Consider the following 25,181-nt stretch of genomic DNA (forward strand, 5'->3'; position numbering starts at 1 on the left):
CCGAATCGACCGAGTAGGCCCACTACGAGGCCGATCCGGCGCCTTGCATCTGACCGCACCAGGACGCCTCGCTACCGGGCAAACCTTGGCTGACGCGGCACTAGCCACCACAACCGCCCGGACCGCGTCGGCACCGCCGGTGGCCGGTACCGACGCGGTCCGGGCAGCGCCGGGCCCGGAGGCTGAAGCCCAAGCTCAACTCTTGCGCTTGAACTTGTCCGTGGGGATGTCGACCGTGCTGCCGTCCGTCAGGTGGAGGGTGACGGTTTCCCCGTAGGAGTACTCGGTGCGGGAGGCGTACCTGTCGCCCTTGGGGCGGGTCAGCAGGGTGCACTGGCCGAGGAAGGGGTCGATGATCAAGTAGATCGGGACGCCGAATCGTGCGTACTGCCGCACCTTGATCACGTAGTCGTTGTCGTCGTTCTCGGTGGAGACGATCTCCACTGCGGCCAGCACGTCGTCGTAGGAGTACGGCTCCTTCGCTCCGTCTTCGAGGATCGTCACATCAGGAACGCGGGGAGGCTCGCCGGGGAACTGGATCAGCACGTCCGACAGGAGCCGTTCCTCGGCGATGCCCGATGCCTCGGCGGCGTTCTGTACCCGGCGAATGGTCCAGCTCTGGACGTCGCTTTGCGGCGTCATGACGATGTGGCCCCCCACGACCTCGATCTTGAAGCCCTCGAACTGGGCTGCGGCGCGCTCAGCCGCCTGCCAGAGGATGTCGTCTTGCACGCTCACGCCGGTTACCTCCCCTGTCGGGCACCTCTTAGCGGCATCGTAGCGCCGCCCGCCGACAGCCCGCCGGGTCGCCGCGTTGACGAAACATACGGGCCAGTGCATACTTATGCCAGTCAGTGCATGAACCGTAAGGAGAAACCCGTGACCGAGCGCGTCGTACTCGCCTATTCGGGCGGCCTGGACACCTCCGTCGCCATCGGCTGGATCGCCGAGGAGACGGGCGCCGAGGTCATCGCCGTTGCCGTGGACGTCGGCCAGGGCGGCGAGGACCTGGACGTCATCCGCAAGCGCGCGCTCGCCTGCGGGGCGGTCGAGGCGGAGGTCGCGGACGCCAAGGACGAGTTCGCCGACGAGTACTGCCTCCCGGCGATCAAGGCGAACGCGCTGTACATGGACCGCTACCCGCTGGTCTCGGCGCTCTCCCGGCCCACCATCGTCAAGCACCTCGTGGCCGCCGCCCGCAAGCACGGCGCCACCACCGTCGCCCACGGCTGCACCGGCAAGGGCAACGACCAGGTGCGGTTCGAGGCGGGTATCTCCTCCCTCGCGCCCGACCTCAAGTGCATCGCCCCGGTCCGGGACTACGCGATGACGCGGGACAAGGCCATCGCCTTCTGCGAGGCGAAGAACCTGCCGATCGCGACCACCAAGAAGTCCCCGTACTCCATCGACCAGAACGTCTTCGGGCGGGCCGTCGAGACCGGCTTCCTTGAGGACATCTGGAACGCGCCGATCGAGGACGTCTACGAGTACACCTCGAACCCGGCCACCCAGCGGGACGCCGATGAGGTCATCATCTCCTTCAAGGACGGCGTCCCGGTGGCCATCGACGGCCAGCCCGTGACCGTCCTGCAGGCCATCCAGCAGCTCAACGAGCGGGCCGGGGCGCAGGGCATCGGGCGGATCGACATGGTCGAGGACCGGCTGGTGGGCATCAAGTCCCGGGAGATCTACGAGGCCCCCGGCGCCATCGCGCTGATCACCGCCCACCAGGAGCTGGAGAACGTCACCGTCGAGCGCGAGCTGGCCCGCTACAAGCGGCAGGTCGAGCAGCGGTGGAGCGAGCTGGTCTACGACGGTCTGTGGTTCTCGCCGCTCAAGCGGGCCCTGGACGGCTTCATCACCGAGGCGAACCAGCACGTCACCGGCGAGATCCGGATGACCCTGCACGGCGGCCGGGCCGTCGTCACCGGCCGGAAGTCGGAGCAGTCGCTGTACGACTTCAACCTGGCGACCTACGACACGGGCGACACCTTCGACCAGTCGCTGTCCAAGGGCTTCATCGAGCTGTTCGGGATGTCCAGCAAGATCGCCGCGAAGCGCGACCTGGAGCAGTAGGCCGCAGTAGCCTGCGTAAGCGACGTAACGACACCGCCTTCCCGTCCGCGCGGCGGGGAGGCGGTGTCACACCACCCACCACCACAGCCTTGAGGAGCAACAGCGTGAGCAACGGCAACAGCGGCGACGTCCGGCTCTGGGGCGGCCGCTTCGCCGACGGGCCGTCCGAGGCACTGGAGAAGCTCAGCGCGTCGGTGCACTTCGACTGGCGCCTGGCGCCGTACGACATCGCCGGCTCCCGTGCCCACGCCCGGGTGCTCCACGCGGCCGATCTGCTGACCGCCGACGAGCTGGAGCGGATGCTGGCCGGGCTCGACCGGCTGGAGGCCGACGTCGCCGCCGGCGACTTCACCGGCACCATCGCCGACGAGGACGTGCACTCCGCGCTGGAGCGCGGGCTGCTGGAGCGGCTCGGCCCCGACCTCGGCGGCAAGCTGCGTGCCGGGCGGTCCCGGAACGACCAGATCGCCACCCTCTTCCGGATGTACCTGCGCGACCACGCCCGGATCATCGGCGGCCTGATCGCCGACCTCCAGGAGGCCCTGGTCGGGCTCGCCGAGGCGCACCCGGACGTCGCGATGCCCGGCCGCACCCACCTCCAGCACGCCCAGCCGGTGCTCTTCGCCCACCACGTCCTCGCCCATGTCCAGGCGCTGTCGCGGAACGCGGAGCGGCTGCGGCAGTGGGACGAGCGGACGGCCGTCTCGCCGTACGGATCGGGCGCGCTGGCCGGGTCCTCGCTCGGCCTCGACCCGCAGGCCGTCGCCGCCGACCTGGGCTTCGAGCACGGCTCCGTCGCCAACTCGCTCGACGGCACGGCGTCCCGCGACTTCGTCGCCGAGTTCGCCTTCATCACCGCGATGATCGGCGTCGATCTGTCGCGGATCGCGGAGGAGATCATCATCTGGAACACGAAGGAGTTCTCCTTCGTGACCCTCCACGACGCGTTCTCCACCGGCTCGTCGATCATGCCGCAGAAGAAGAACCCGGACATCGCCGAGCTGGCGCGCGGCAAGTCCGGCCGGCTCATCGGCAACCTCACCGGGCTGATGGCCACGCTGAAGGCCCTGCCGCTCGCGTACAACCGTGACCTGCAGGAGGACAAGGAGCCGGTCTTCGACTCCTGCGACCAGCTGGAGGTCCTGCTCCCCGCCTTCACCGGCATGATGGCGACCCTGACCGTCCACCGGGAGCGGATGGAGGAGCTGGCCCCCGCCGGGTTCTCGCTGGCCACCGACATCGCCGAGTGGCTGGTGCGGCAGGGCGTGCCGTTCCGGGTGGCGCACGAGGTCGCGGGCGCGTGCGTCAAGGAGTGCGAGCGGACCGGGATCGAGCTGGACCAGCTGACCGACGAGCAGTTCGCGAAGATCTCCCCGCATCTCACCCCCGAGGTGCGGAGTGTGCTCAACGTGCCGGGCGCGCTGGCCTCGCGCAGCGGGCGCGGCGGTACGGCCCCGTCGGCCGTGGCCGCGCAGCTGGCCGAGGTCAAGGACGATCTGGCCGCGCAGCGCGCGTGGGCGGACGCGAAGCGCTGATGTCCTCCGGCCTTCCTCGTCTCGCCGAGGCCGCCGCCGCCACGCCGGTGTCCCGCATCGGGCTCGGCCTGGCGGCGGTCGGCCGCCCCGGCTACATCAACCTCGGCCGGGACCGGGACCTCCCCGCCGAGCGCACCGTCGAGGCGATGCGGCGCCGCTCGCACGAGCTGCTGGACGCCGCGTACGCGCAGGGCGTGCGCTACCTGGACGCGGCCCGCTCCTACGGGCGGGCCGAGGAATTCCTCGCCGACTGGCTGCGCGCCCGGCCGGACGCGACGCGGGACGTGGTGGTCGGCAGCAAGTGGGGCTACACGTACGTGGCCGACTGGCGCGCGGACGCCGAGACCCATGAGGTCAAGGACCACTCCGTCGCCACGTACGAGCGTCAGCGCGAGGAGAGCCGTGCGCTGCTGGGCGACCACCTGGACCTGTACCAGATCCACTCCGTGACCCCCGACAGCCCCGCCCTCACCGACCCCGCCCTCCACGCCCGGCTGGCCCGGCTCGCGGCGGAGGGCGTCACGGTCGGCATCTCGACGAGCGGGCCCGCGCAGGGCGACGCGATCCGCGCCGCCCTGGAGGTCGAAGCCGACGGGCTTCCGCTCTTCCGTACGGTCCAGAGCACGTACAACCTGCTGGAGCCGTCGGCCGGGCCCGCGCTGGAGGAGGCCCACGCGGCGGGCCGGACCGTGATCGTCAAGGAGGCCATGGCCAACGGCCGCCTGGCCGCCCCCGACCGGGTCCCCACCGCGCTCCGCCGCGCCGCCGAGGAGGTGGGCGCGACGCCGGACGCCCTCGCGCTGGCCGCGGTCCTGCGGTGCCCGTGGGTGACCGTCGCCCTGTCGGGCGCGGCGACGGAGGCCCAACTGCGCTCCAACCTCACGGCGGCGTCGTTCCGCCTCCCGGAGCCGCTGGAAGACGTGGCGGAGCCGCCGGAAGCGTATTGGCGCCACCGCTCGTCCCTCCCCTGGACCTGACGGGGCCGTCTTCCCCCACCCCGCCCCTTCCCGAAACCGGGGCTCCACCCCGGGCCCGGGTGGGGGCTCCGCCCCCACACCCCCACCGGGGCTCCGCCCCTGGACCCCGCTCCTCAATCGCCGGAGGGGCTGGGGTGTGGGGCGTCTCCGCCTCCATGTTCCCGCTCCGCAATTGCCGGAGGGGCTGGGATATGAGGCATCTGCGCCCCCACACCCCCGCTCCGCAAACGCCGGGTGGGGGCTGGAAGGTGCGGCTTCCGCCTATGCGTTCCGGCGGGTGTTGAGGCGGGCGGCCTGGCGGGTGAGGTAGTCGCGTTCGGCGGCGTTGGGGGCCTTCTGGGCGGCCTCGGCGTAGAGGCGGGCCGCCGTCGGCAGGTCGCCGTCGCGTTCGTGGAGGTACGCGGACGCGGCGGTGTGGCGGGGCAGGGAGGCGTCCAGTGTGGCCAGCGCCGCCAGTCCGGCGCGCGGGCCGTCGGCCTCGCCGACGGCCACCGCGCGGTTGAGCCGGACGACCGGGCTGTCGGTCAGGCGCGCCAGCTCGTCGTACCACTCGACGATCTGCACCCAGTCGGTCTCCTCGGCGGTCGGCGCGTCGGCGTGGAGCGCAGCGATGGCGGCCTGGGCCTGGAACTCGCCCAGCCGGTCGCGGGCGAGGGCCCTCTGGAGGATGGCGACGCCCTCGGCGATCGACTCGGTGTCCCAGCGGGCGCGGTCCTGCTCGGCCAGGGGGATCAGACCGCCGTCGGGCGCGGTCCTGGAGGCGCGGCGGGCGTGGTGGAGCAGCATGAGGGCGAGCAGTCCCGCCACCTCGGGGTGGTCGTACGCGGCCGCGAGCTGCCGGGTGAGGCGGATGGCCTCGGCGGCGAGGTCGACGTCGCCGGAGTAGCCCTCGTTGAAGACCAGGTAGAGGACGCGCAGCACGGTGGCGACGTCGCCGGGCCGGCCGAACCTCACGCCGGAGACGGTGCGCTTGGCGCGGCTGATGCGCTGCGCCATGGTCGCCTCGGGCACCAGGTAGGCCTGGGCGATCTGGCGGGTGGTGAGCCCGCCGACGGCGCGCAGGGTGAGCGCGACCGCCGACGACGGCGTCAGCGACGGGTGGGCGCACAGGAAGTAGAGCTGGAGGGTGTCGTCGGCGGTGGGGGTGGGGCCGGGGGCCGGTTCCTCGTCGAGGAGGTCCTCGCGCCGGCGGCGGGCGGCGTCCGCCCGGGTCGCGTCGAGGAACCGGCGCCAGGCCACGGTGACCAGCCAGCCCTTCGGGTCGCGCGGGGGCTCGGCGGGCCAGACGCGGACCGCCTCGACCAGTGCGTCCTGGACGGCGTCCTCGGCCGCCGCGAAGTCGGCTCCGCGGCGGACGAGGATTCCGAGCACGCTCGGCGTGAGGCTCCTCAGCAGGGCCTCGTCCATCGATGAGGTCACTCCGTGATGGTGGGCGGCGCGGTCAGGAACGGGCGCAGTTCGAGCCATTCGTGGATCGGCTCCCCGCCCGCCCCGGGGGCGGCCGACAGCTCCCCGGCCAGCTCGACGGCGCGCTCGTAGCTGTCGACGTCGATCACCATCCAGCCCGCGATGAGGTCCTTGGTCTCGGCGAACGGGCCGTCGGTGACCGGCGGGCGCCCCTCACCGTCGTACCGGACCCACGTCCCCTCGGGGGCGAGTGCCTGACCGTCGACGAACTCGCCGGTCCCCTCCAGCCGGGCCGCGAAGTCCTGCATGTACTTCACGTGCGCGGAGATCTCCTCCGGCTTCCACTGGTCCATGGGCACGTTGTTGGCCGGAGCCGGTGCGCCACGGTAGTGCTTGAGCAGCAGGTACTTGGCCATGGTGGGTCTCCTCGGTGCTGATGCGACCCATTGTGGTCGCGTTCACCCCGGGGACGGAGCCGATCCCGCGTTCTCGACATCGCCGCCGAAGTTTTTTTCGGGAAGGGGCGGGGTGGGGGAAAAGCCCAGCGCACCGGCTACACACCGGCTCCGTACGCGCGCGCTACGCGTCCGCGCCGACCGACCCCAGGAACCGCCCCACCGCCCACGCGTACTCCTTCGGCGCGTCGTCGTGGATCCAGTGCCCGCACCCCGCGAACTCCCGCAGCGTGGTGCGCGGCCGCCGCCGCGCCATCTCGCGGGCGTGGCCGGGCGGCAGCAGGGGGCTGTGTTCGCCGTGCATCAGCAGGGCCGGGCAGGCCGAGCCGAGCCATTCGGACCAGAAGTCGCCCCGCATCGCCTCCTGGGAGGCCATCATGTGGGCCGGTTCGAACAGCAGCCGCCATCCACCCGTCGCCCGGTCCCGCTCGGCGCTGTCGAGGAAGTACGAGGCGTCCGGGATGCCGCGGGACTCGATCTGGTCGCGCAGGCTCTCCCGGTCGGCGGCCCAGGTCGGCCAGCCGGTGACGTCGAGTACGGGGTGGGCGACCACCGGGCGGTCCGTCACGGCGCCGATGTCCTCGACGACGAGGGCGCTCACCAGGTCGGGGTGGCGCGCGGCGAGGGCGTACGCGGCGACCGCGCCCGTGGAGTGGGCGACGACCGGCACCGGACCGGGGCGCAGCTCGTCCAGCAGGGCGGCGGCGTCGGCGACGTACTCGTCCAGGGTGAACGGCCCGCCGCCCCCGGTCAGCCCGTGTCCCCGCTGGTCCAGGGCGATCACCCGGTACGCGGGGGCCAGGGCGGCGGCCAGCGGCGCGTACATCCGGCCGCGGCCGAAGTGCCCGTGCAGGGCGAGGACCGGGGTTCCCGGGCCGCCGAAGTCGGTGAGGGCGAAGCGACGACCCCGGAGGGATATGAAGTCGGGGGAAGGCACGGTCAATGTCGTCACCCGCGGCACGGTAGTGGCCGTCCCGGGCGCGAGACCAGTACGGCGGGGCATCCTACCGACGGCGACAGGACAGTGACCGGAACGGTACGAAGAAGGCGGATGGTGACACTTCGGTGTCGGCGTCCGCCCGTATCGGCCCGGTCGCGGGCCCGTCGGCCACGGCGGGAAGCGTCAGAGCGCGTCAGGCCGCGGCCTTCGTCTCCGCGGCCTTCGCCTTCGTGGCGTAGATGTCCACGTACTCCTGGCCGGACAGCCGCATGACCTCGCTCATGACCTCGTCGGTCACCGCCCGCAGCACATACCGGTCGCGGTCCATGCCCTCGTAGCGGGCGAACTCCAGCGGCTCGCCGAACCGCACCGCCACCCGCCCGGGCCGGGGCAGTCCCTTGCCGCCCGGCTGGAGCCGGTCGGTGCCGATCATCGCGAACGGCACCACCGGCGCGCCGGTCATCAGGGTGAGCCGGGCGATGCCGGTACGGCCGCGGTAGAGGCGGCCGTCGGGGGAGCGGGTGCCCTCGGGGTAGATGCCGAAGATCTTGCCCTCCTCCAGCACCCGGCGGCCGGTCATCAGCGCGGCGACGCCGCCGTGCCCGCCGTCCCGGTCGACCGGGATCATGCCGACGCCGGTGAAGAACCAGGCCATCAGCCGGCCCTTGAGGCCCTTGCCGGTCACGTACTCGTCCTTGCCGATGAAGAAGACCTGGCGGTCGCAGACGAGCGGCAGGATCACCGAGTCGATGAAGGTGAGGTGGTTCCCGGCGAGGATCACCGGGCCGGAGCCGGGAATGCGCTCCGCGCCCTCGACCCGTGGACGGAACATCAGGCGCATCAGCGGACCGAGTACTGCCTTCAGGAACACGAAACGGGACAACGGGCCCTCCGGTCGGCATCAAGGTCGGGGGCGCTTCGCCTACGGCCCGTCAACCCGGTACCGCACAGAAGCGCCGATGAGGACGATACTCGCCGGTCATGTCACGGCGCACACCGGGTTCACCCACCTGATACGCAGTGTTGACACCCGTTTCCCACGCGTTTCGCCGCAGGTCTCCCGCCGATAAGGCGCACCCCCCTACCATCAGCCCGTTCGCTGACAGGAATTGACGGTGCTGGACACCAGAGCGAGGAGTGCTCATGGAGCGCGAACAGCGCGAGCAACAGCCCGGGCGGCGCGCCCTTCTGGGGGCCGCGGCCCTCGGCGCGGGAGCGGTGGCCCTGGGCGGCGCGGGCACGGCCACCGCCGCGGAAGCGGGCACCGCGGCGGCGAGCGGGCCCGTGCGCGGGCTGCCGGTGCCGACGGTCATCGGCCACCGCGGCGCCTCCGGCTACCGCCCCGAGCACACGCTCGGCTCGTACCAGCTCGCGCTGGACATGGGCGCGGACATCGTCGAGCAGGACCTCGTCCCCACCAAGGACGGGCATCTGGTGTGCCGTCACGAGAACGACATCACGGCCACCACCGACGTCTCCGCGCACCCGGAGTTCGCCGACCGCAAGACCACCAAGACGGTCGACGGCACCAAGCTGACCGGCTGGTTCACCGAGGACTTCACCCTCGCCGAGCTGAAGACGCTGCGCGCCAAGGAGCGCATCCCCGGCAACCGCCAGCGCAACACCCTCTACGACGGCCGCTGGGAGGTGCCCACCTTCGAGGAGGTGCTGCAGTGGGCCGAGCGAGAGGGCCGCAAGCGGGGCCGCCGGGTCTGGCTGTACGTCGAGACCAAGCACCCCACCTACTTCCGGGGGATCGGCCTCGGCCTGGAGGAGCGGGTCGCGAAGCTGCTCCGTAAGTACGGACGCCACAAGAAGGACGCGGCGCTCTTCCTCCAGTCCTTCGAGCCGAGCAGCATCCAGCGGCTGCGCAAGCTGGTCGCCACCCCGGCGGTCGTGCTGCTGTCCACCATCAACAGCCGCCCCTGGGACTTCGTCGAGGCGAACGACCCGCGGACGGTCGCGGACCTCGTCAAGCCCGAGGGCCTGAAGTGGATCGCGAGCTACGCCCAGGGCATCGGCCCCGACCTGTCGGTGATCATCCCGCGCACGGCCGACGGCAAGCTCTCCACCCCGACCAGCGTGGTCAAGGACGCGCACGCGGCCGGGCTCGTCCTGCACCCGTACACCGTGCGCAACGAGAACACCTTCCTGCCCGCCGACTTCCGCCGGGGCAGCGACCCCAACGCGTACGGGGACGCCTTCGGCGCCTTCAAGGCGTACTTCGCCACCGGCATCGACGGGATCTTCTCCGACAACCCGGACACCGCCCTCCTCGCCGCGGCGGACTTCCGCAAGCAGTAGGGACGGGGCGGGCCGCGCCACGGGCGTCAAGGCGCGGCCCGCCGTCTCCCCGGACGGGTGAGAGACCCGCGGCCCGGCAACCACCCGCCGAGCGCGTCACGTCCCGCCCGGCATGGAGCTTGTGGAGCAACTGCGTCCGCTGCTCGCCGCCGAGGCGGCGGCCGAGGCGTACGGAGCGTACGGAGCGGGCGTCGAGCCCGCCGAGCTGGAGCAGGCCGTCTGGCTGCGGCTGCTGGAGCGCACCCGGGACAGCGGCCCGCCGCCCCAGCCCGCGCGCTGGCTGCGCCACGCGGTCCGGGCCGAGGTGCGCGGCGCCCGGCGCCGGGCGCGCCGCGAGGTCCCGTACGACCCGGTCGGCGACGGCCCGCCGAGCGGCCCCGAGCCCCGCCCCGCCGAGCACGCCGCGCTCACCGCCGAGACCGGGCGGGTGCTGCGCGCCGCGGTGCGCCGGCTGCCCGGCCGCTGCCCGAGGCTGCTCGGGGCGATGCTGTCCCGGTCGGACCTGACATATCGCGAGATCGCCGTCGAGTTGGGTATCTCACAGGGCAGTCTCGGCCCGGTACGTTCCCGATGTCTGGGTTGCCTGCGCAGAATGCTCACGGCGGAGGTTGCGGCTCCTGAACCGTGGGGAAAGGAGCGTTAGACAATCGGCGCCCGGGAGGCGGCCACAACCATGTGGCGTCTCCTTTCCAGGCAATGAACCCCGGTCGCTCTACCCTCAGGCGGCCGGTGGACCGAAGCAAAGGGGAGGCATGCGCACATGGGCATGAGCGTGACCATCTCCGCGGCGACCGCGGACGACGCCGAGCAGATCCTCAAGCTGCAGTACCTGTGTTATCAGGGTGAGGCCGAGCTCTACGGGGACTACTCCATCGAGCCGCTGACGCAGACGCTCGACGACCTGCGCGCCGAACTGGGCGAGGGCTGTGTGCTGGTGGCCCGGCTCGGCGAGGAGGTCGTCGGCTCGGTCCGGGGCGCCGTCGACGACAAGGGCACGGCCGCCATCGGCAAGCTCATCGTCCACCCGCGGATGCAGCGGCACGGGCTCGGCGGGCGCCTGCTCGCGGCGATCGAGGCCCGGCTGACGGAGGAGCGCGCCGCCAAGCGGTACCGGCTGCTCACCGGTCACCGCAGCGACGGCAACCTCCGTCTGTACCGCAAGTACGGCTACGCGCAGGTCGGCACCGAAGAGGTCAACCGCCGCCTGAGCCTGGTCACCCTGGAGAAGGACGCCTCCATGTCGGCCTTCGCGGCCAGCGCGTAACGCCTGCGACGCGGCGGGGCCCCACCCTGTGCGGGGTGGAGCCCCGCCGCCGGGCGTTTCCCCTCCTCAGCCACCCCGCCGCCGCAGCCACAGCAGACCCGTCACCGGCAGGAGGATCGGGATGAACAGGTACCCCATCCCGTAGTCCGACCACACCGTCTGGTCGGGAAAGGCCGAGGGGTCGGCCAGGGTCCAGGTGCCCACGGTCAGCACACCGACCAGCTCCGCCCCGCAACACACCAGCGCCGCCTTCCGCGCCCCCTCCCCACCCCGCACCAGCGAGACCGTGATGAAGGCGTACACCACGGCGGAGACCGCCGAGAGGACGTACGCGAGCGGCGCCTCGTCGAACTGGGCGATCAGCTGGTAGAGCGAGCGCGACGCCGCGGCCACCGTGAACACCCCGTACAGCATCACCAGCAGCCGCCCGGGCCCCTGCCCGATCCCCGTACGCGCCGACTCAGCCACCCACGCCTCCCCAGATGTCGTACAGCCGTACCTCCAGCACCGCCAGCACCACGGCCGCCGCGGCGACCGTGGCCGAACCCCAGCGGGTCCGCTCCGCCAGCGACATGAACGCCGCGATCGGCACGGCGAGCGCCGAACCGACCAGATACGCGATGAAGATCGCCACACCCTGCTCGGGGTCCTCGCCCCGCGCCAGCCGCACGATCCCGATGATCAGCTGGACGATCGCCAGCAGGGACACCACGGCCATCCCGATGAAGTGCCAGTCCTTGGTGGGCTGGTCGCGGTAGGCGGCGAAACCGCACCACGCGGCGAGCGCGAGGGCGGTCGCACCGAGCACGGCGGTCAGCGGGTCGATCAACGGAACCTCCGCAGGCGGAGCGAACGGAACCTCCGCGCGGTGCGGTCCCGCACACAGGGGGTGACAAGCATGGGACGACTGTAATCGGCCCGAATGACCGCGTTGCGATCGGCCCCGTACGCTGCGCCCCATGAAGATCACCGCTGACGCGCTGCTGTTCGACAACGACGGAACCCTCGTCTCCTCCATGGAGTCCGTGGTCCGCTGCTGGACCCGCTGGGCCGCGGAGTACGGCGTGACGGAGGAGTTCGCCCGGGTCGAGCTGCACGGCCGCCCGGCGGCCGACATCATCGGCGATCTGCTCCCCGCCGACCGCGTCGCGGAGGCCCGCCGCCGCATCGACGAACTGGAGGTCGAGGACGTCCCCGGCGGGGTGCGGCTGCTGCCCGGCACCCTCGATCTGCTGGCCGGGCTGCCCGCGGAGCGCTGGGCGGTGGTGACCTCCGCGGGCCGCGCGCTGGCCGAGGCCCGCCTCGCCGAGGCCGGGATACGCCCCGGGCTGCTGATCACCGCGGACGACATCACCCGCGGCAAGCCGGACCCCGAACCGTTCCTGCTGGCCGCCGGGAAGCTGGGCGCCGACCCGGCCCGATGTGTGGTCTTCGAGGACGCCCCGGCCGGGCTCGCCGCCGCCCGGGCCGCCGGGATGCGGACCGTGGCGTTGACCACGACGACCAGCCGGGCGGAGCTGGAGGCCGACATCGTGGTGGAGGACCTGTCGGCCGTGTCGGCGCGGGCCGTCGACGGGGGAGTGGAGATCGTCGCGGGGGAGTGAGGGGAACAGGGGAGTAGAGGGGGTAAAGGGAAGCGACCGGACCGTGGATGACGCCGCTGTCCACGGACTGGTCATCGACGTCCGACATGCGGACATGCTTGATGGGCCCGTCAGGGTCTCTGGTTTACTGGCGGCCATGACCACGACGAGCTGCCGCACCCCTGCGACCGAGGCGATGATGACGCCCGGTGCTCGTTGTCGGTGTCGAATGTGTGACCGCTGAGGGCCCCCGCCTGAGCCTCGCGCCCCGAAGCGAGACCCGCTGAGCCATGCCCGCGCCGCCGCGCGCGGACCCGGCCCGCCCCGCGTCACCGGCCCCGAGCCGCGCCCGCGCCCACACCCGCGCGCGCACGCCCTCGGCCCGCCCACGCCGCTTCCGTAAGGAATGGAACCGTGCCCGGCGGCACAACCGCCTGCACTCAACAGTGACGGAAACCCTGTGATCACCACTACGGACCTGACGAAGGTCTACCGCTCACGAGGCCGCGAGGTCACCGCCCTCGACGGCGTCGACCTGCATGTCCGCGAGGGTGAGGTGTACGGCGTCGTCGGCCAGAGCGGCGCCGGGAAGTCCACCCTCATCCGCTGCGTCAACCTCCTGGAGCGCCCCACCTCCGGCACGGTCACCGTGGCCGGTCAGGACCTCACCGCGCTCGCCGGACGGGGACAGCGGGCGGGCTCCGCGCTGCGCCAGGCGCGCAGCCGGATCGGCATGGTCTTCCAGCACTTCAACCTGCTCTCCTCGCGCACGGTGCGCGACAACGTGGAGCTGCCGCTGGAGATCCTCGGCGTCTCCGGCAAGGAGCGCACCCGCAAGGCCCTGGAGCTGCTGGACCTGGTCGGCCTCGCCGACAAGGCCAAGGCGTACCCCGCGCAGCTCTCCGGCGGCCAGAAGCAGCGCGTCGGCATCGCCCGCGCGCTCGCGGGCGATCCGAAGGTGCTGCTGTCCGACGAGGCGACCTCCGCGCTCGACCCCGAGACCACCCGCTCGATCCTCCAGCTGCTGCGCGACCTCAACCGGCAGCTGGGCCTGACCGTGCTGCTGATCACGCACGAGATGGACGTCGTCAAGACGATCTGCGACTCGGCCGCGCTGATGAGCGGCGGGCGGATCGTGGAGTCCGGCAGCGTCGGCGAGCTGCTGGCCACCCCCGGCTCGCAGCTGGCCCAGGAGCTGTTCCCGGTCGGCGGGGCGCCCTCGGGCGCGGACCGCACGGTCGTGGACGTGACGTTCCAGGGCGAGGCCGCGGCCAAGCCGGTGATCTCCCAGCTGTCCCGTACGTACAACATCGACATCTCGATCCTCGGCGCCGCGATGGACACCGTCGGCGGCAACCAGGTCGGCCGGATGCGCATCGAGCTGCCCGGCCCCTTCGAGGAGAACGTCGTGCCGATCGGCTTCCTGCGGGAGCAGGGCCTCCAGGTCGAGGTGGCGGACGTGGCGTACGAGGCGGCCGGGACGCAGACCGCCGCCACCGCCGCCACCGCTGACACCACGGACGCCGCGGGCGCCAAGAAGACCGCCGTGCTCAAGGAGGGCGCCAAGTGACCTGGTCCGAGATGCAGCCCCTGTTGCAGCAGGCGTGTCTGGAGACGCTCTGGATGGTTGGCTGGTCGGCGGCCATCGCGATCGTCGGCGGGCTGCCGCTCGGCGTGCTGCTGGTCCTCACCGACCGGGGCGGCGTGCTGCCGAACGTGGTCGTGAACAAGGTCGTCGGCCAGGTGGTCAACATCGCGCGCTCGATGCCGTTCATCATCCTCATGGTCGCGCTGATCTCCTTCACCCGCGCGATCGTGGGCACCACCATCGGCCCCGCCGCCGCGATCGTGCCGTTGGCGATCGGCGCCATCCCCTTCTACGCCCGGCTCGTGGAGACCTCGGTGCGCGAGGTCGACGGCGGGCTGGTGGAGGCCGTGCAGGCGATGGGCGGCTCCACCTGGACCGTCGTACGCAAGGTCCTGCTGCCCGAGTCGCTTCCGTCGCTGATCTCCAGCGCCACCACCACGATCGTCGCGCTCATCGGCTACTCGGCGATGGCCGGCACGGTCGGCGCGGGCGGCCTGGGCGACCTCGCCGTCCGCTACGGCTACCAGCGGTTCGAGACCCAGCTGATGTGGGTCACCGTGGCCATCCTCGCGGTGGTGATCTCCGTGATCCAGTTCGCGGGTGACATCGCGGCCCGCGCGCTGTCGCACCGCAGCCCCGGCTCGGCCGCGCCCCGGCTGGTGCGCTCGCGCTCCCGTACCCGGAGCGCCGGTACCGCCGAAACCCGGGCCGCCGACACGGCCGGAGCCGCCGAGCCCGGCGAGCCCGCCCAGTTGACCAAGACTTCCTGACGCCTCGACACCAGAAAGGCACTTTTCGTGCGTAACGCCCTCAAGACCGCCACCACCCTGCTCGCCGCCGCCGCGCTCGCCGCCGGTGCGTCCGCCTGCGCCCCGCCCAGCTCGGGGAAGGCCGACAAAGACGGCCCGCTGCTCGTCGGCGCGAACCCCGTCCCGCACGCCGAGATACTGAACTACGTCAAGGACCACCTGGCCAAGAAGGCGGGCCTCAAGCTGGAGATCAAGGAGTTCACCGACTACAACTCGCTGAACCCTGCCACCCAGGACGGCTCGGTGGACGCCAACTACTTCCAGAACAAGCCGTTCCTCGACGACTACAACAAGAAGCGCGGCACCGACATCGTGCCTGTCGTCACCGTGCATCTGGAGCCGCTCGGCCTCTACTCGCACAAGGTGAAGAAGGCCGACGACCTCAAGAAGGGCGCCACCGTCGCCGTCCCCAACGACGCGGTGAACGAGGCCCGGGCCCTCCGGCTGCTGGACGCCCACGGCGTCATCAAGCTCAAGAAGGGCGCCGGCACCGAGGCCACCCCCAAGGACATCGCCGACAATCCCAAGGACCTGAAGTTCAAGGAGCTGGAGGCGCCGCAGCTGCCGAGGTCCCTGGACGACGTGGACGCCGCCGTCATCAACGGCAATTACGCCATCCAGGCCCACCTCAAGCCCGCCAAGGAGGCGCTGATCCTGGAGTCCCCGGACAACAGCCCCTACGGCAACTTCCTCGCCGTGAAGAAGGGCAACGAGGACGACCCGCGGGTCAAGAAGCTCGCCAAGCTCCTCACCTCCCCGCAGGTGAAGAAGTTCATCAAGGACAAGTACGACGGATCCGTACTCGCGTCGTTCTGATACACACCATTCTGGAAAACGACCGGCCGAACACGGAAGGCTCCGCATCCGGGCGACAATCCGATGCGGAGCCTTCCGTTTCCGCACCCCGTGCTGCATTTCGCCCGAGCGATGCTGCATGCTGGGCTCTTCGCCTCGACTTTGAAACGACCCGGTTACGGAGCGGCGCATGACATCCACTTTCCCGGACATCTCCATCAGCACGGAACGGCTGGTGCTGCGCCCGTTCGAGGAAGCGGACCTGCCCGCGCTCACGGACATGATGAACGACGAACTCGTCATCACCTGGAGCCGGGCTCCCCACCCGTACACCCACCGCGACGCACGCGACCAGGCGATGCGGCTCGCCCCCGCCGAACGCACCACGGGGCGCGGAATCGTCTTCGCGGTCGCCGAATTCCTCACCCAGCGGCTCGTCGGAATCATCCATCTGTGCAACACCGACTGGAAGGTCCTGGGCACCGAGATCAGCTATATCACCGCCCCCTGGGCGCGCGGCGAGGGCTACGCCGTGGAGTCGGTGCTGGCCGTCGCCCGCTGGCTGTTCCACGACCAGCGGTTCGAGCGGCTGGAGCTGCGGACCGCCGCGGGCAACACCGCCGGTCAGCAGGTCGCCCAGAAGGTCGGCTGCATCAGCGAGGGAGTGCTCCGTAACGCCTGCATAGCCCGCACCCAGACGGAGGACGGCGGCTGGACCGACCTGCGCACCGACCTCATCGTCTGGAGCCTGCTCCCCGAGGACCTGGAGGGCGCGCCCGACCGTACGGCCGGGAACGATGCCTTCAACATCTTCCCCACGTACTCCGAGTACACCGCCGGCGTCGACCGGCGCTGACCGGCGCTCATGTGTGCCGAACCCCGGCGCGCCACGCCTCCCGAGCGCCCCCGGCGCGCCACCTTCGCCCCTGCCCCCGGTCCGGCGGTCCGGACCAGGCGGGGTAATCTCTCCGGGCCGAGCACCTGCGGGCCGGCCCGTCCACAGCCGCGACACGCGCGTCCACGGCACGCGCAGCGCGGCGCACCCGCCACGGCAGGCCCTCCGGGGGCAGGCCATCCGTGGCACCGCCCGCGTGCACCACGCACCGCGACCGCGCGCACCAACCCGCGACCGAACTGCGACACATTGGGGAGACAGACGACGATGGCCGACCGCGTCACGGTGATCGGTTGGGACGGCTCCCCGCTCACGGACGCGGCCCGGTCCGCCCTCGGCGCGGCCACCCTCGTGGCCGGGGCCGCCCACCACCTGGCGCTGCCCGAAGTCCCGCCCGGCGCCGAACGCATCCGGCTCGGCAGCGTGGACCTCGCCGCCCGCCGCATCGCCCAGCACCGCGGCTCGGCCGTGGTCCTGGCCGACGGCGACCCCGGCTTCTTCGGCGTCGTCCGCGCCCTGCGCGCCCCCGAGCACGGCCTGGAGGTCGAGGTCGTGCCCGCCGTCTCCTCCGTCGCCGCCGCCTTCGCCCGGGCCGGGATGCCCTGGGACGACGCCCAGGTGGTCGTCGCCCACAGCCGCGACCTGCGGCGCGCCGTCAACGTCTGCCGCGCCCACACCAAGGTCGCCGTCCTCACCTCACCGGGCGCCGGTCCCGCCGAACTCGCCCTGCTCCTCGGCCCGGTGCACCGCACCTTCGTCATCTGCGAGGCCCTGGGCACCGAACGCGAGCAGGTCACCGTGCTGACCTCCGACAAGGCCGCCGACCACACCTGGCGCGACCCCAACGTCGTCATCGTCATCGGCGGCTCCGGCGCCGCCTCCGTCCGCAGCGGCGCACCCACCGGCGCCGCCCGCGGCGCACTGCAGAGCGGCGGCTGGATCGCCGGCCGCGACCCGGGCCACCCCGGCTCCGTACGCGGCTGGGCACTGCCCGCCCCCGCCTACGCGACCGTGCTCGGTGAGAGCGAGTCGCAGCAGCTGCGCTCCTTCCAACTCGCCCGCCTCGGTCCCCGCGTCGGCGATCTGGTCTGGGACATCGGCGCGGGCAGCGGCGCCGCCGCCGTCGAGACCGCCGGGTTCGGCGCCGCCGTCATCGCCGTCGACCGCGACCCGGACGCCTGCGAGCGCGTCGACACCCTCGCCCGCCGCTTCGGCGTCCAGCTCCAGGTCGTCCACGGCACCGCGCCCGACGTCCTCGAGGACCTGCCCGAGCCGGACGTCGTCCGCGTCGGCGCCGGGGGCGCGCCTGTCGTCGCCGCGTGCGCCGCGCGCCGCCCCGAGCGCATCGTCACCCACGCCGCCACCCGTGACGAGGCGGAGGCCATCGGCGCCGCCCTGGAGGACGGCGGCTACGGGGTCGAGTGCCTGCTGCTGCAATCAGTCGAGTTGGACACCCGGGTGTGGGCCGAACGCGAACGCGCGGTGGCCTTCCTCCTCTGCGGACACCGCCCGCACCAGTGATTTTGTCCCTGTGACGTTCGCCCCGAGCTTCGCCCCGGTGACCTTCCGGAAGCGCCGCGCGGGGTAGGCTGGCGGATCGTTGTACTGCCTGTACCGCTGCCCGGCGTTAGGCGCTTTATCGGCCAAAGGCCGGAATGTGACCCTTTCTTGTCGGGCCGCGGTGGGCAAGCCTCGGGCGTGCTACGTGCCGCGCACGGCGCACGCTCGTTCTTGCTCACGGGGCTTGCTCCCGGCGGTAGGCGGTTGGAAGGAGCACTAGCGATGGGCGAGGGGTACGCATGACCGACACCGGCCAGGTCCCGGGAGAGGGACTGCCGGAGAACGCAGGCGGACGACTCGGACAACCGCACCCGGCGGATGTCCACGCCCCGCCTGCCGACGCCGGTTACACCTTCCTCGACGGCCCCGAAACCGGCGGCGAGGAGGACGACCTGCTGCTGATGCCGGGCGCCCAGGGCGCCTGGAGCGAGCAGCAGGCGCAGTACGAGCAGCAGGCCCAGTACCAGCAGCAACTGCACTACGACCAGCAGGCGCAGTACGACCAGCAGGCGCAGTACGACCAGCAGCTGCAGTACGACCAGCAGCTGCAGTACGAGCAGCAGATGCAGGCCGCGATGCAGCCGCCGTACCCGCAGCAGCAGGGCCAAGGGCTGTACGAGGGCGGAGTGCTGGACCCCGGCATGGCCGCCTACGCCGATGCCCAGATGCCCGAGCCGCAGCCGGTGGCCGAACCCCCGGCCGGTCCGGCCGCCGACCCGGCGCCGGAACAGCCCGCACCGCAGCCGCCCCAAGCCCCCGCCGCGCACGCGGCCCCCGCCCCGCCTCCCCGCCGCCCCCTGCACATGGGCCCGCCCGTGCCCGACACCTCCGGCGGCGTGGTCCGCTCCCTCGCCGACCGCGGCCCGGCCGCCGGCCGGCACACCGCCCCGCCCGTCCAGCAGCCCCAGACGGCGCCCCCGCCCGAACCCGAGTACACCGGTGGCGTCGACTACGCCAGCGCCCCGGAGTACGCCGCCGGGCCGCAGTACTTCACCACCCAGCCCCAGCCCGAGGGCTCCGGCCCGCTCCCGGGCCCGCAGCTCGCCGACATCCCGCAGATCGGCGACGCCCCGCCGCCCGGCGACGCCTGGGATCCCCAGCCGCCCCGGCCCATGCCCGCACCAGCAGAAACGGTCGGTCTGGGCGATCAGCCGGAGGCGCCGGAGACGCCCGAGGGCGGTGCGCAGCCGACGGCGATGGACCTGGGGTACGCGGACCCCGGGTACGCCGACGCTGGTTACGCCGACCCGGCCGTGGCCATCCCGCCCCAGGGCGGGGCGCCCGCCATGGAACCCGGGCACCCGGCCGTCGACATCCCGGCCCAGGTCCAGCCGGGCATCACCCCGGACCAGCTCTACGCGGGCCCCCAGGCCGTCATCCCGGCCCAGATCCCCCACGAGGACGCCGAACCGGCCGCGGTGGACCCGGGCCACGCGATAGTCGCCGACGCGGAGGAGTACTCCCCGACCGCCGCCGACCCGTCTGTGGACCCGTCCGCCCCGGGCGAGGCTCCGGTGCCGGAAGCCGACGCACAGGCCGCGTCCGAGCAGGCCCCCGCCGAGCCGTCCGCGCCGGAAGCCCCGGCCGCCGATCCGGATGCCGCCGATCCCCAGGCGGCATCCGCTGACTCGCAGGTCTCGGCCGACGCGGCTGTCCCGGGTGAGGCCCCGGTGCCGGAGGCTGACGCGCAGGCCCCTGCCGAGGCGCCCGTGGCGGAAGCCCCGGCCGACCCGGCCGTCCCCGCCGAGGCGCAGGCCCCGGCCGATGCGGCTGAGGTCGACGCGCAGGTGCCCGCCGAGCCGTCCGCGGCCGAAGCCCCTGCCCCGGGTGAGGCCCCGGCGGCGGAGGCCGACGCTGACACGCAGGCCCCGGCCGATCCGGCTGCCGCCGTTGAGGCTGCGGCACCGGAGGCTGACGCCCAGGCGGCGCCCGCCGAACCGGAGGCTGACGCCCAGGCGGCGCCCGCCGATGCGCAGGCTCCGGCCGACCCGGCCCCCGTCGAGCCGTCCGTGGCGGAGGCTCCGGACGCCGCCGACCCGGCTGCCGCCGAGGACCAGGCCCCGGAGCCGGAGGCTGCGCAGGCACCCGCCGAAGCCGCTCCCGCCGAGGCCGCTGCCCCCGGAGAGGCTTCGGCCGATCCGTCTGCCCCGGACAAGGGTCCGGCGCCGGAGGCCGATGCGCAGGCGCCAGCCGAACCGGCTGCCGCCGAACCGGCTCCCGCCGAGGACCAGACCCCGGAGCCGGAGGCTGACGTACAGGCCCCGGCCGACGCGGCTGCCCCGGACGAGGGTCCGGCGCCGGAGGCCGATGCGCAGGCCCCCGCCGAACCGGCCCCCGCCGAACCATCCGAGGGGGAGGCCCCGGCCGAGGCCGCTGTCCCCGGTGAGGCTGACGCCGAGACGGCGCCTGCCGATGCGCAGGCTTCGGCCGAGCAGGCCGCGCCCGCGCAGGCGCCCGCCGAGCCGGCCCCCGCTGAGCCGTCGGCGGCGGAAGCCGCTGTACCCGGCGAGGCTCAGGAGCCGGAGCCGGAGCCGGAGGCGGACGCCGACGCGCAGGCTCCGGCGGCAGAGGCTGACGAGCAGGCCGCGCCTGCCGAGTCAGACCCCGCCGAGGCCCCCGCGGCAGAAGCCCCCGTCGAAGAGGGCACCCCCGAGGGCGAGACGCCCGCGGAGGCGGCGGCCCCCGAGCCTGAGGCTGCCGCCGATGCGGCGGCTCAGGACTCCGGCGCGGCGACGCCGGGCGGTGAGACCACCGCGACCGACGCCGCCGCCGAGGCGCAGGCGCCCGAGGCGGATGACGCGGCGGCCGCCGCCGGGGAGACCCCCGACGCCGAGACCACCGCGCCCGAGGGCGAACCGTCCGGCGACGCGGTGGAGGCTCAGGACGAAGCCGCCGAATCCGCTCAGCCGGAGGCCGACGAAGAGATCGAAGAGACCGAAGAGGCCGAACAGGCTGAACAAGCCGAACGGGCCGACGCCGCCGGCCAAAACCCCGACGACCCGGAATCCGAGGCCCCCGAGCCCGCCGCCGTCCCCTTCGGCCCTCGCGCCGACGCGGGATACGACGAAGCCGAGCGCGCCGCCGTCCACCGCGTGATGCGCGAGCGCCGGGACATCCGTAACGGCTTCCGGCCCGACCCCATCCCGCACGAGGTGCTGCTGCGCGTGCTGGAGGCCGCGCACACCGCGCCCAGCGTGGGGCAGTCCCAGCCGTGGGACTTCGTCGTCATCCGCTCCGAGGAAACCCGGCGCACCATGCACGAGCTGGCGGTGCGGCAGCGCGACGCGTACGCCAAGTCCCTCCCCAAGGGCCGGGCCAAGCAGTTCAAGGAACTGAAGATCGAGGCGATCCTCGAGACGCCGATCAACATCGTCGTCACCGCCGACCCGACCCGCGGCGGCCGCCACACCCTCGGGCGGCACACCCAGCCGCAGATGGCGCCGTACTCCTCGGCGCTCGCCGTGGAGAACCTGTGGCTCGCCGCCCGCGCCGAAGGGCTCGGCGTCGGCTGGGTCAGCTTCTTCGACGAGCGCGAGATGGTCCGTACGCTCGGGCTGCCGGATCACCTGGAGGTCGTGGCGTACCTGTGCGTCGGGTACGTGGACGAGTTCCCGGAGGAGCCGGAGCTGCTGCGGTCCGGGTGGTCCAAGCGCCGCCCGCTGTCGTGGGTCGTCCACGAGGAGTCGTACGGGCGGCGCGCGCTGCCCGGCGAGGACCCGCACAGCCTGCTGACCGACACTCTCCAGGGCATCCGCCCGCTGGACGCCAAGGCGCTCGGCGAGGCGTGGGAGCGGCAGAAGCGGATGACCAAGCCGTCCGGGGCGCTCGGCATGCTGGAGATCATCTCCGCGCAGCTCAGCGGACTGTCCCGGCAGTGCCCGCCGCCGATTCCGGAGCCCGCCGCGGTCGCGATCTTCGCGGGCGACCACGGGGTGCACGCCCAGGGCGTCACCGCGTGGCCGCAGGAGGTCACCGCGCAGATGGTCGCCAACTTCCTGGGCGGCGGCGCGGTCTGCAACGCCTTCGCGAGCCAGGTCGGTGCCGAGGTGTGCGTCGTGGACGTGGGCGTGACGAGCGAACTGCCCTCCACCCCCGGGCTGCTGCCGCGCAAGGTACGCGCCGGGACCGGCGACTTCACCACCGGGCCCGCCCTCACCCGCGAAGAGGTGCTGCGCGCCCTCGAAGTGGGCATCGAGACCGCCCGCGACCTGGTCGCCGCCGGGAACAAGGCGCTGCTCACCGGTGAGATGGGCATCGCCAACACCACCACCTCGGCCGCCTTGGTCTCCGTCTACACCGGCGCCGACCCGGCCGAGGTGACCGGTCGCGGCACCGGCATCAACGACGAGATGCACGCGCGCAAGATCGACGTCGTACGGCGCGGTCTGGAGCTGCACCAGCCCGATCCCGCCGACCCCATCGGCGTCCTGTGCGCCTTCGGCGGCCTGGAGCACGCCGCCATGGCCGGGCTGCTGCTGGGCGGCGCCTCCCTGCGTACCCCCGTCATCCTGGACGGGGTCAGCGCGGGCGCCGCCGCCCTGGTCGCCCGCGCCATCGCGCCCGAGGTGCTGGCGGCGTGCATCGCGGGCCACCGCAGCGCCGAGCCGGGCCATGTGGCGGCCCTCAACAAGCTGGGCCTGCGCCCCTTGGTCGACCTGGACCTGCGCCTCGGCGAGGGTACGGGCGCCCTGCTCGCCCTCCCCGTGGTGCAGAGCGCCGCGCGGGCGATGCACGAGGTGGCCACGTTCGACTCCGCGGGAGTCACGGAGAAGAACTGACGTGCGCCCCCGCCACGTAAGGTGTCGGCGGGGGCCACGCCCCACCCGTTGATCAGCCGCTCCAGCGCCGCAGCGGCAGGCATTCTGCATGAGGAGAGCCTCACCGCCATGTCCGAGAACTTCGCATACCCCGTCGGACTGCGCCTCACGGGGCGGCGCGTCGTCGTCCTCGGGGCGGGCCAGGTCGCCCAGCGACGGCTGCCCGCGCTGATCGCCGCGGGCGCGGACATCCTGCTGATCTCGCCCTCCGCGACGCCCTCCGTCGAGGCCATGGCCGAGGCGGGGGAGGTGCGCTGGGAGCGCCGCCGCTACCGGGAAGGCGACTTCGAGGGCGCCTGGTACGCGCTGATCACCACCGACGACCCGGACGCCAACGCCGCCGCCTCCGCCGAGGCCGAAGCGCGCCGGGTCTGGTGCGTCCGCAGCGACGACGCCGAGGCCGCCTCCGCCTGGACCCCGGCCACCGGGCGCAGCGAGGGCGTCACCGTCGCCGTGCTCACCGGGCGGGACCCGCGCCGCTCCGCCGCCGTACGCGACGCCGTGGTCGAGGGCCTGCGCGACGGCACCCTCGCCGCCCCCCGCCACCGCACCCGCGGCCCGCACGTCGCCCTGGTCGGCGGCGGCCCCGGCGACCCGGACCTGATCACCGTCCGTGGCCGCCGACTCCTCGCCGAGGCCGACGTCGTGGTGGCCGACCGGCTCGGCCCCCGCGACCTCCTCGACGAACTTCCGCCGCACGTCGAGGTCATCGACGCCGCGAAGATCCCGTACGGCCGCTTCATGGCCCAGGAAGCGATCAACAACGCGCTGATCGAACACGCCAAGGCGGGCAAGTCCGTCGTCCGGCTCAAGGGCGGCGACCCCTTTGTCTTCGGTCGCGGCATGGAGGAGGCCGAGGCGCTCGCCGAAGCCGGAATCCCGTGCACCGTCGTCCCCGGCATCTCCAGCTCCATCAGCGTCCCCGCCGCCGCCGGAATCCCGGTCACCCACCGCGGGGTCGCCCATGAGTTCACCGTGGTCAGCGGCCACGTCGCCCCCGACGACCCCAGCTCCCTCGTCGACTGGTCCGCGCTCGCCGGCCTGCGCGGCACGCTCGTCCTCCTCATGGCCGTCGAGAAGATCGGCGCCATCGCCGCCGCCCTCATCCGCCACGGCCGGAGCGCGGACACCCCGGTCGCCGTCATCCAGGAGGGCACCACCGCCGCCCAGCGCCGCGTGGACGCCACCCTGGCCACCGTGGCGGACACGGTCGCCGCCGAGGGCATACGGCCTCCGGCCGTCGTGGTCATCGGCGACGTCGTCTCCGTCGGCTCGCGCCGGGCGTAACCACCGGTAACTTCCTCACGTCGCCGCATTGGCACGGCATCCAGGACAAGGCAGTATCACTCAAGTGGCTGATCTCATCACCGTCGATGATCCCGACGACCCGCGGTTGCGCGACTACACGGGTCTGACCGATGTGGAGCTACGGCGCAAGCGCGAGCCCGCCGAAGGTTTGTTCATCGCCGAGGGCGAGAAGGTGATCCGGCGGGCCCGCCTCGCCGGTTACGAGATGCGCTCGATGCTGCTGTCGTCCAAGTGGGTCGACGTCATGCGCGACGTCATCGAGGACGTCCCCGCCCCCGTCTACGCCGTCAGCCCCGAACTGGCCGAACGCGTAACGGGCTACCACGTCCACCGCGGCGCCCTCGCCTCCATGCAGCGCAAACCGCTGCCCGAGGCCGACGAACTCCTCGCCGGCGCCCGACGCGTCGTGATCATGGAATCCGTCAACGACCACACCAACATCGGCGCCATCTTCCGCAGCGCCGCCGCCCTCGGCATGGACGCCGTCCTCCTCTCCCCGGACTGCGCCGACCCCCTCTACCGCCGCTCCGTGAAGGTCTCCATGGGCGCCGTCTTCTCCGTCCCGTACGCCCGCCTGGACACCTGGCCGCGCGGCCTCGAAGCGGTCCGGCACGCGGGCTTCAAGATCCTCGCCCTCACCCCCGACGCGAAGGCGACCTCCCTGGACGACGCCGCCCCCCACCGCCTCGACCGCGTCGCCCTCATGCTGGGCGCCGAGGGCGACGGCCTCTCCACCCAGGCCCTCATGGCCGCCGACGAATGGGTCCGCATCCCCATGGCCCACGGCGTCGACTCCCTCAATGTGGGCGCGGCGGCGGCCGTGGCCTTCTACGCCGTGACAACGGGCCGCCCCACCCTCTAGTGCCGC

The 25,181-nt window shown here is 72.8% G+C and carries 22 protein-coding genes; 15 read left to right on the forward strand and 7 right to left on the reverse strand.

Features of this window, described 5'->3' with window-relative positions:
* Positions 1-195: 195 nt before the first annotated feature.
* Complete coding sequence (locus ASC60_RS35650) at positions 196-738, reverse strand: Uma2 family endonuclease (protein ID WP_055557866.1); 543 nt, start codon at positions 736-738, stop codon at positions 196-198.
* Between the two features lie 141 nt (positions 739-879).
* Here ASC60_RS35650 and ASC60_RS35655 point away from each other — a divergent pair, with 141 nt between their 5' ends.
* From ASC60_RS35655 to ASC60_RS35665, 3 genes are all read left to right on the forward strand, one after another.
* Positions 880-2,076 carry an argininosuccinate synthase gene (locus ASC60_RS35655; RefSeq protein WP_055557867.1) on the forward strand — a complete coding sequence of 399 codons (1,197 nt, stop codon included), beginning with the start codon at positions 880-882 and terminating at the stop codon, positions 2,074-2,076.
* A 104-nt stretch (positions 2,077-2,180) separates the two neighbouring features.
* Positions 2,181-3,611, forward strand: coding sequence for an argininosuccinate lyase (argH, locus tag ASC60_RS35660; RefSeq protein ID WP_055557868.1), 1,431 nt, complete (start codon positions 2,181-2,183; stop codon positions 3,609-3,611).
* Entirely contained in the window at positions 3,611-4,588 is a 978-nt protein-coding gene (locus ASC60_RS35665; RefSeq protein WP_055557891.1) for an aldo/keto reductase, read from the forward strand. Before argH ends, ASC60_RS35665 begins: the two co-directional genes overlap by 1 nt.
* A 261-nt stretch (positions 4,589-4,849) precedes the next feature.
* Here the strand turns inward: ASC60_RS35665 and ASC60_RS35670 are convergent, their stop codons facing one another.
* The 4 genes from ASC60_RS35670 to ASC60_RS35685 form a co-directional block, all read right to left on the reverse strand.
* Complete coding sequence (locus ASC60_RS35670; RefSeq protein WP_055557869.1) at positions 4,850-5,995, reverse strand: RNA polymerase sigma factor; 1,146 nt, start codon at positions 5,993-5,995, stop codon at positions 4,850-4,852.
* 8 nt (positions 5,996-6,003) lie between these two features.
* Entirely contained in the window at positions 6,004-6,411 is a 408-nt protein-coding gene (locus ASC60_RS35675; RefSeq protein WP_055557870.1) for a YciI family protein, read from the reverse strand.
* Between the two features lie 163 nt (positions 6,412-6,574).
* Positions 6,575-7,453, reverse strand: a complete 879-nt coding sequence (locus ASC60_RS35680) for an alpha/beta fold hydrolase (RefSeq protein ID WP_079038844.1) — start codon at positions 7,451-7,453, stop codon at positions 6,575-6,577.
* A 130-nt stretch (positions 7,454-7,583) separates the two neighbouring features.
* Positions 7,584-8,273, reverse strand: coding sequence for a 1-acyl-sn-glycerol-3-phosphate acyltransferase (locus tag ASC60_RS35685; RefSeq protein WP_055557872.1), 690 nt, complete (start codon positions 8,271-8,273; stop codon positions 7,584-7,586).
* A gap of 260 nt (positions 8,274-8,533) precedes the next feature.
* Here ASC60_RS35685 and ASC60_RS35690 point away from each other — a divergent pair, with 260 nt between their 5' ends.
* The 3 genes from ASC60_RS35690 to ASC60_RS35700 all read left to right on the forward strand — a co-directional run bounded on the left by ASC60_RS35690 (position 8,534) and on the right by ASC60_RS35700 (position 10,958).
* Positions 8,534-9,694, forward strand: a complete 1,161-nt coding sequence (locus ASC60_RS35690; RefSeq protein WP_055557873.1) for a glycerophosphodiester phosphodiesterase — start codon at positions 8,534-8,536, stop codon at positions 9,692-9,694.
* Positions 9,695-9,806: 112 nt separating this feature from the next.
* Positions 9,807-10,337, forward strand: a complete 531-nt coding sequence (locus ASC60_RS35695; protein ID WP_055557874.1) for a sigma-70 family RNA polymerase sigma factor — start codon at positions 9,807-9,809, stop codon at positions 10,335-10,337.
* A 117-nt stretch (positions 10,338-10,454) separates the two neighbouring features.
* Positions 10,455-10,958, forward strand: a complete 504-nt coding sequence (locus tag ASC60_RS35700) for a GNAT family N-acetyltransferase (RefSeq protein WP_055557875.1) — start codon at positions 10,455-10,457, stop codon at positions 10,956-10,958.
* 66 nt (positions 10,959-11,024) lie between these two features.
* Here the strand turns inward: ASC60_RS35700 and ASC60_RS35705 are convergent, their stop codons facing one another.
* Together ASC60_RS35705 and ASC60_RS35710 are read right to left on the reverse strand one after the other, a co-directional pair.
* Complete coding sequence (locus tag ASC60_RS35705; RefSeq protein WP_234357275.1) at positions 11,025-11,372, reverse strand: hypothetical protein; 348 nt, start codon at positions 11,370-11,372, stop codon at positions 11,025-11,027.
* 46 nt (positions 11,373-11,418) lie between these two features.
* Positions 11,419-11,787 (reverse strand): hypothetical protein, encoded by a 369-nt coding sequence (locus ASC60_RS35710; protein WP_055557877.1) that lies wholly within the window; start codon positions 11,785-11,787, stop codon positions 11,419-11,421.
* A gap of 130 nt (positions 11,788-11,917) precedes the next feature.
* Here ASC60_RS35710 and ASC60_RS35715 point away from each other — a divergent pair, with 130 nt between their 5' ends.
* The 9 genes from ASC60_RS35715 to ASC60_RS35755 all read left to right on the forward strand — a co-directional run bounded on the left by ASC60_RS35715 (position 11,918) and on the right by ASC60_RS35755 (position 25,175).
* Entirely contained in the window at positions 11,918-12,562 is a 645-nt protein-coding gene (locus ASC60_RS35715) for an HAD-IA family hydrolase (protein WP_055557878.1), read from the forward strand.
* A gap of 439 nt (positions 12,563-13,001) precedes the next feature.
* Positions 13,002-14,111 carry a methionine ABC transporter ATP-binding protein gene (locus ASC60_RS35720; RefSeq protein ID WP_055557879.1) on the forward strand — a complete coding sequence of 370 codons (1,110 nt, stop codon included), beginning with the start codon at positions 13,002-13,004 and terminating at the stop codon, positions 14,109-14,111.
* On the forward strand, positions 14,108-14,899 hold the full coding sequence (locus ASC60_RS35725) for a methionine ABC transporter permease (protein WP_055557880.1): 792 nt from the start codon (positions 14,108-14,110) through the stop codon (positions 14,897-14,899). Before ASC60_RS35720 ends, ASC60_RS35725 begins: the two co-directional genes overlap by 4 nt.
* Before the next feature lie 27 nt (positions 14,900-14,926).
* Positions 14,927-15,754, forward strand: a complete 828-nt coding sequence (locus ASC60_RS35730; RefSeq protein WP_055557881.1) for a MetQ/NlpA family ABC transporter substrate-binding protein — start codon at positions 14,927-14,929, stop codon at positions 15,752-15,754.
* A gap of 169 nt (positions 15,755-15,923) precedes the next feature.
* Positions 15,924-16,589, forward strand: a complete 666-nt coding sequence (locus ASC60_RS35735) for a GNAT family N-acetyltransferase (RefSeq protein WP_055557882.1) — start codon at positions 15,924-15,926, stop codon at positions 16,587-16,589.
* A gap of 306 nt (positions 16,590-16,895) precedes the next feature.
* Complete coding sequence (gene cbiE / locus ASC60_RS35740) at positions 16,896-18,149, forward strand: precorrin-6y C5,15-methyltransferase (decarboxylating) subunit CbiE (protein ID WP_055557883.1); 1,254 nt, start codon at positions 16,896-16,898, stop codon at positions 18,147-18,149.
* A 278-nt stretch (positions 18,150-18,427) separates the two neighbouring features.
* Entirely contained in the window at positions 18,428-22,966 is a 4,539-nt protein-coding gene (cobT, locus tag ASC60_RS35745; RefSeq protein ID WP_055557884.1) for a nicotinate-nucleotide--dimethylbenzimidazole phosphoribosyltransferase, read from the forward strand.
* Between the two features lie 108 nt (positions 22,967-23,074).
* Positions 23,075-24,292 carry a uroporphyrinogen-III C-methyltransferase gene (gene cobA, locus ASC60_RS35750; protein WP_055557885.1) on the forward strand — a complete coding sequence of 406 codons (1,218 nt, stop codon included), beginning with the start codon at positions 23,075-23,077 and terminating at the stop codon, positions 24,290-24,292.
* Positions 24,293-24,356: 64 nt separating this feature from the next.
* The gene (locus tag ASC60_RS35755) at positions 24,357-25,175 is read left to right on the forward strand and encodes an RNA methyltransferase (protein ID WP_055557886.1); all 819 of its coding nucleotides are present in this window, start codon (positions 24,357-24,359) and stop codon (positions 25,173-25,175) included.
* Positions 25,176-25,181 lie beyond the last annotated feature (6 nt).

It is taken from the genome of Streptomyces sp. NBRC 110028, assembly GCF_001417735.1.
In the GTDB taxonomy this organism is placed as follows: domain Bacteria; phylum Actinomycetota; class Actinomycetes; order Streptomycetales; family Streptomycetaceae; genus Streptomyces.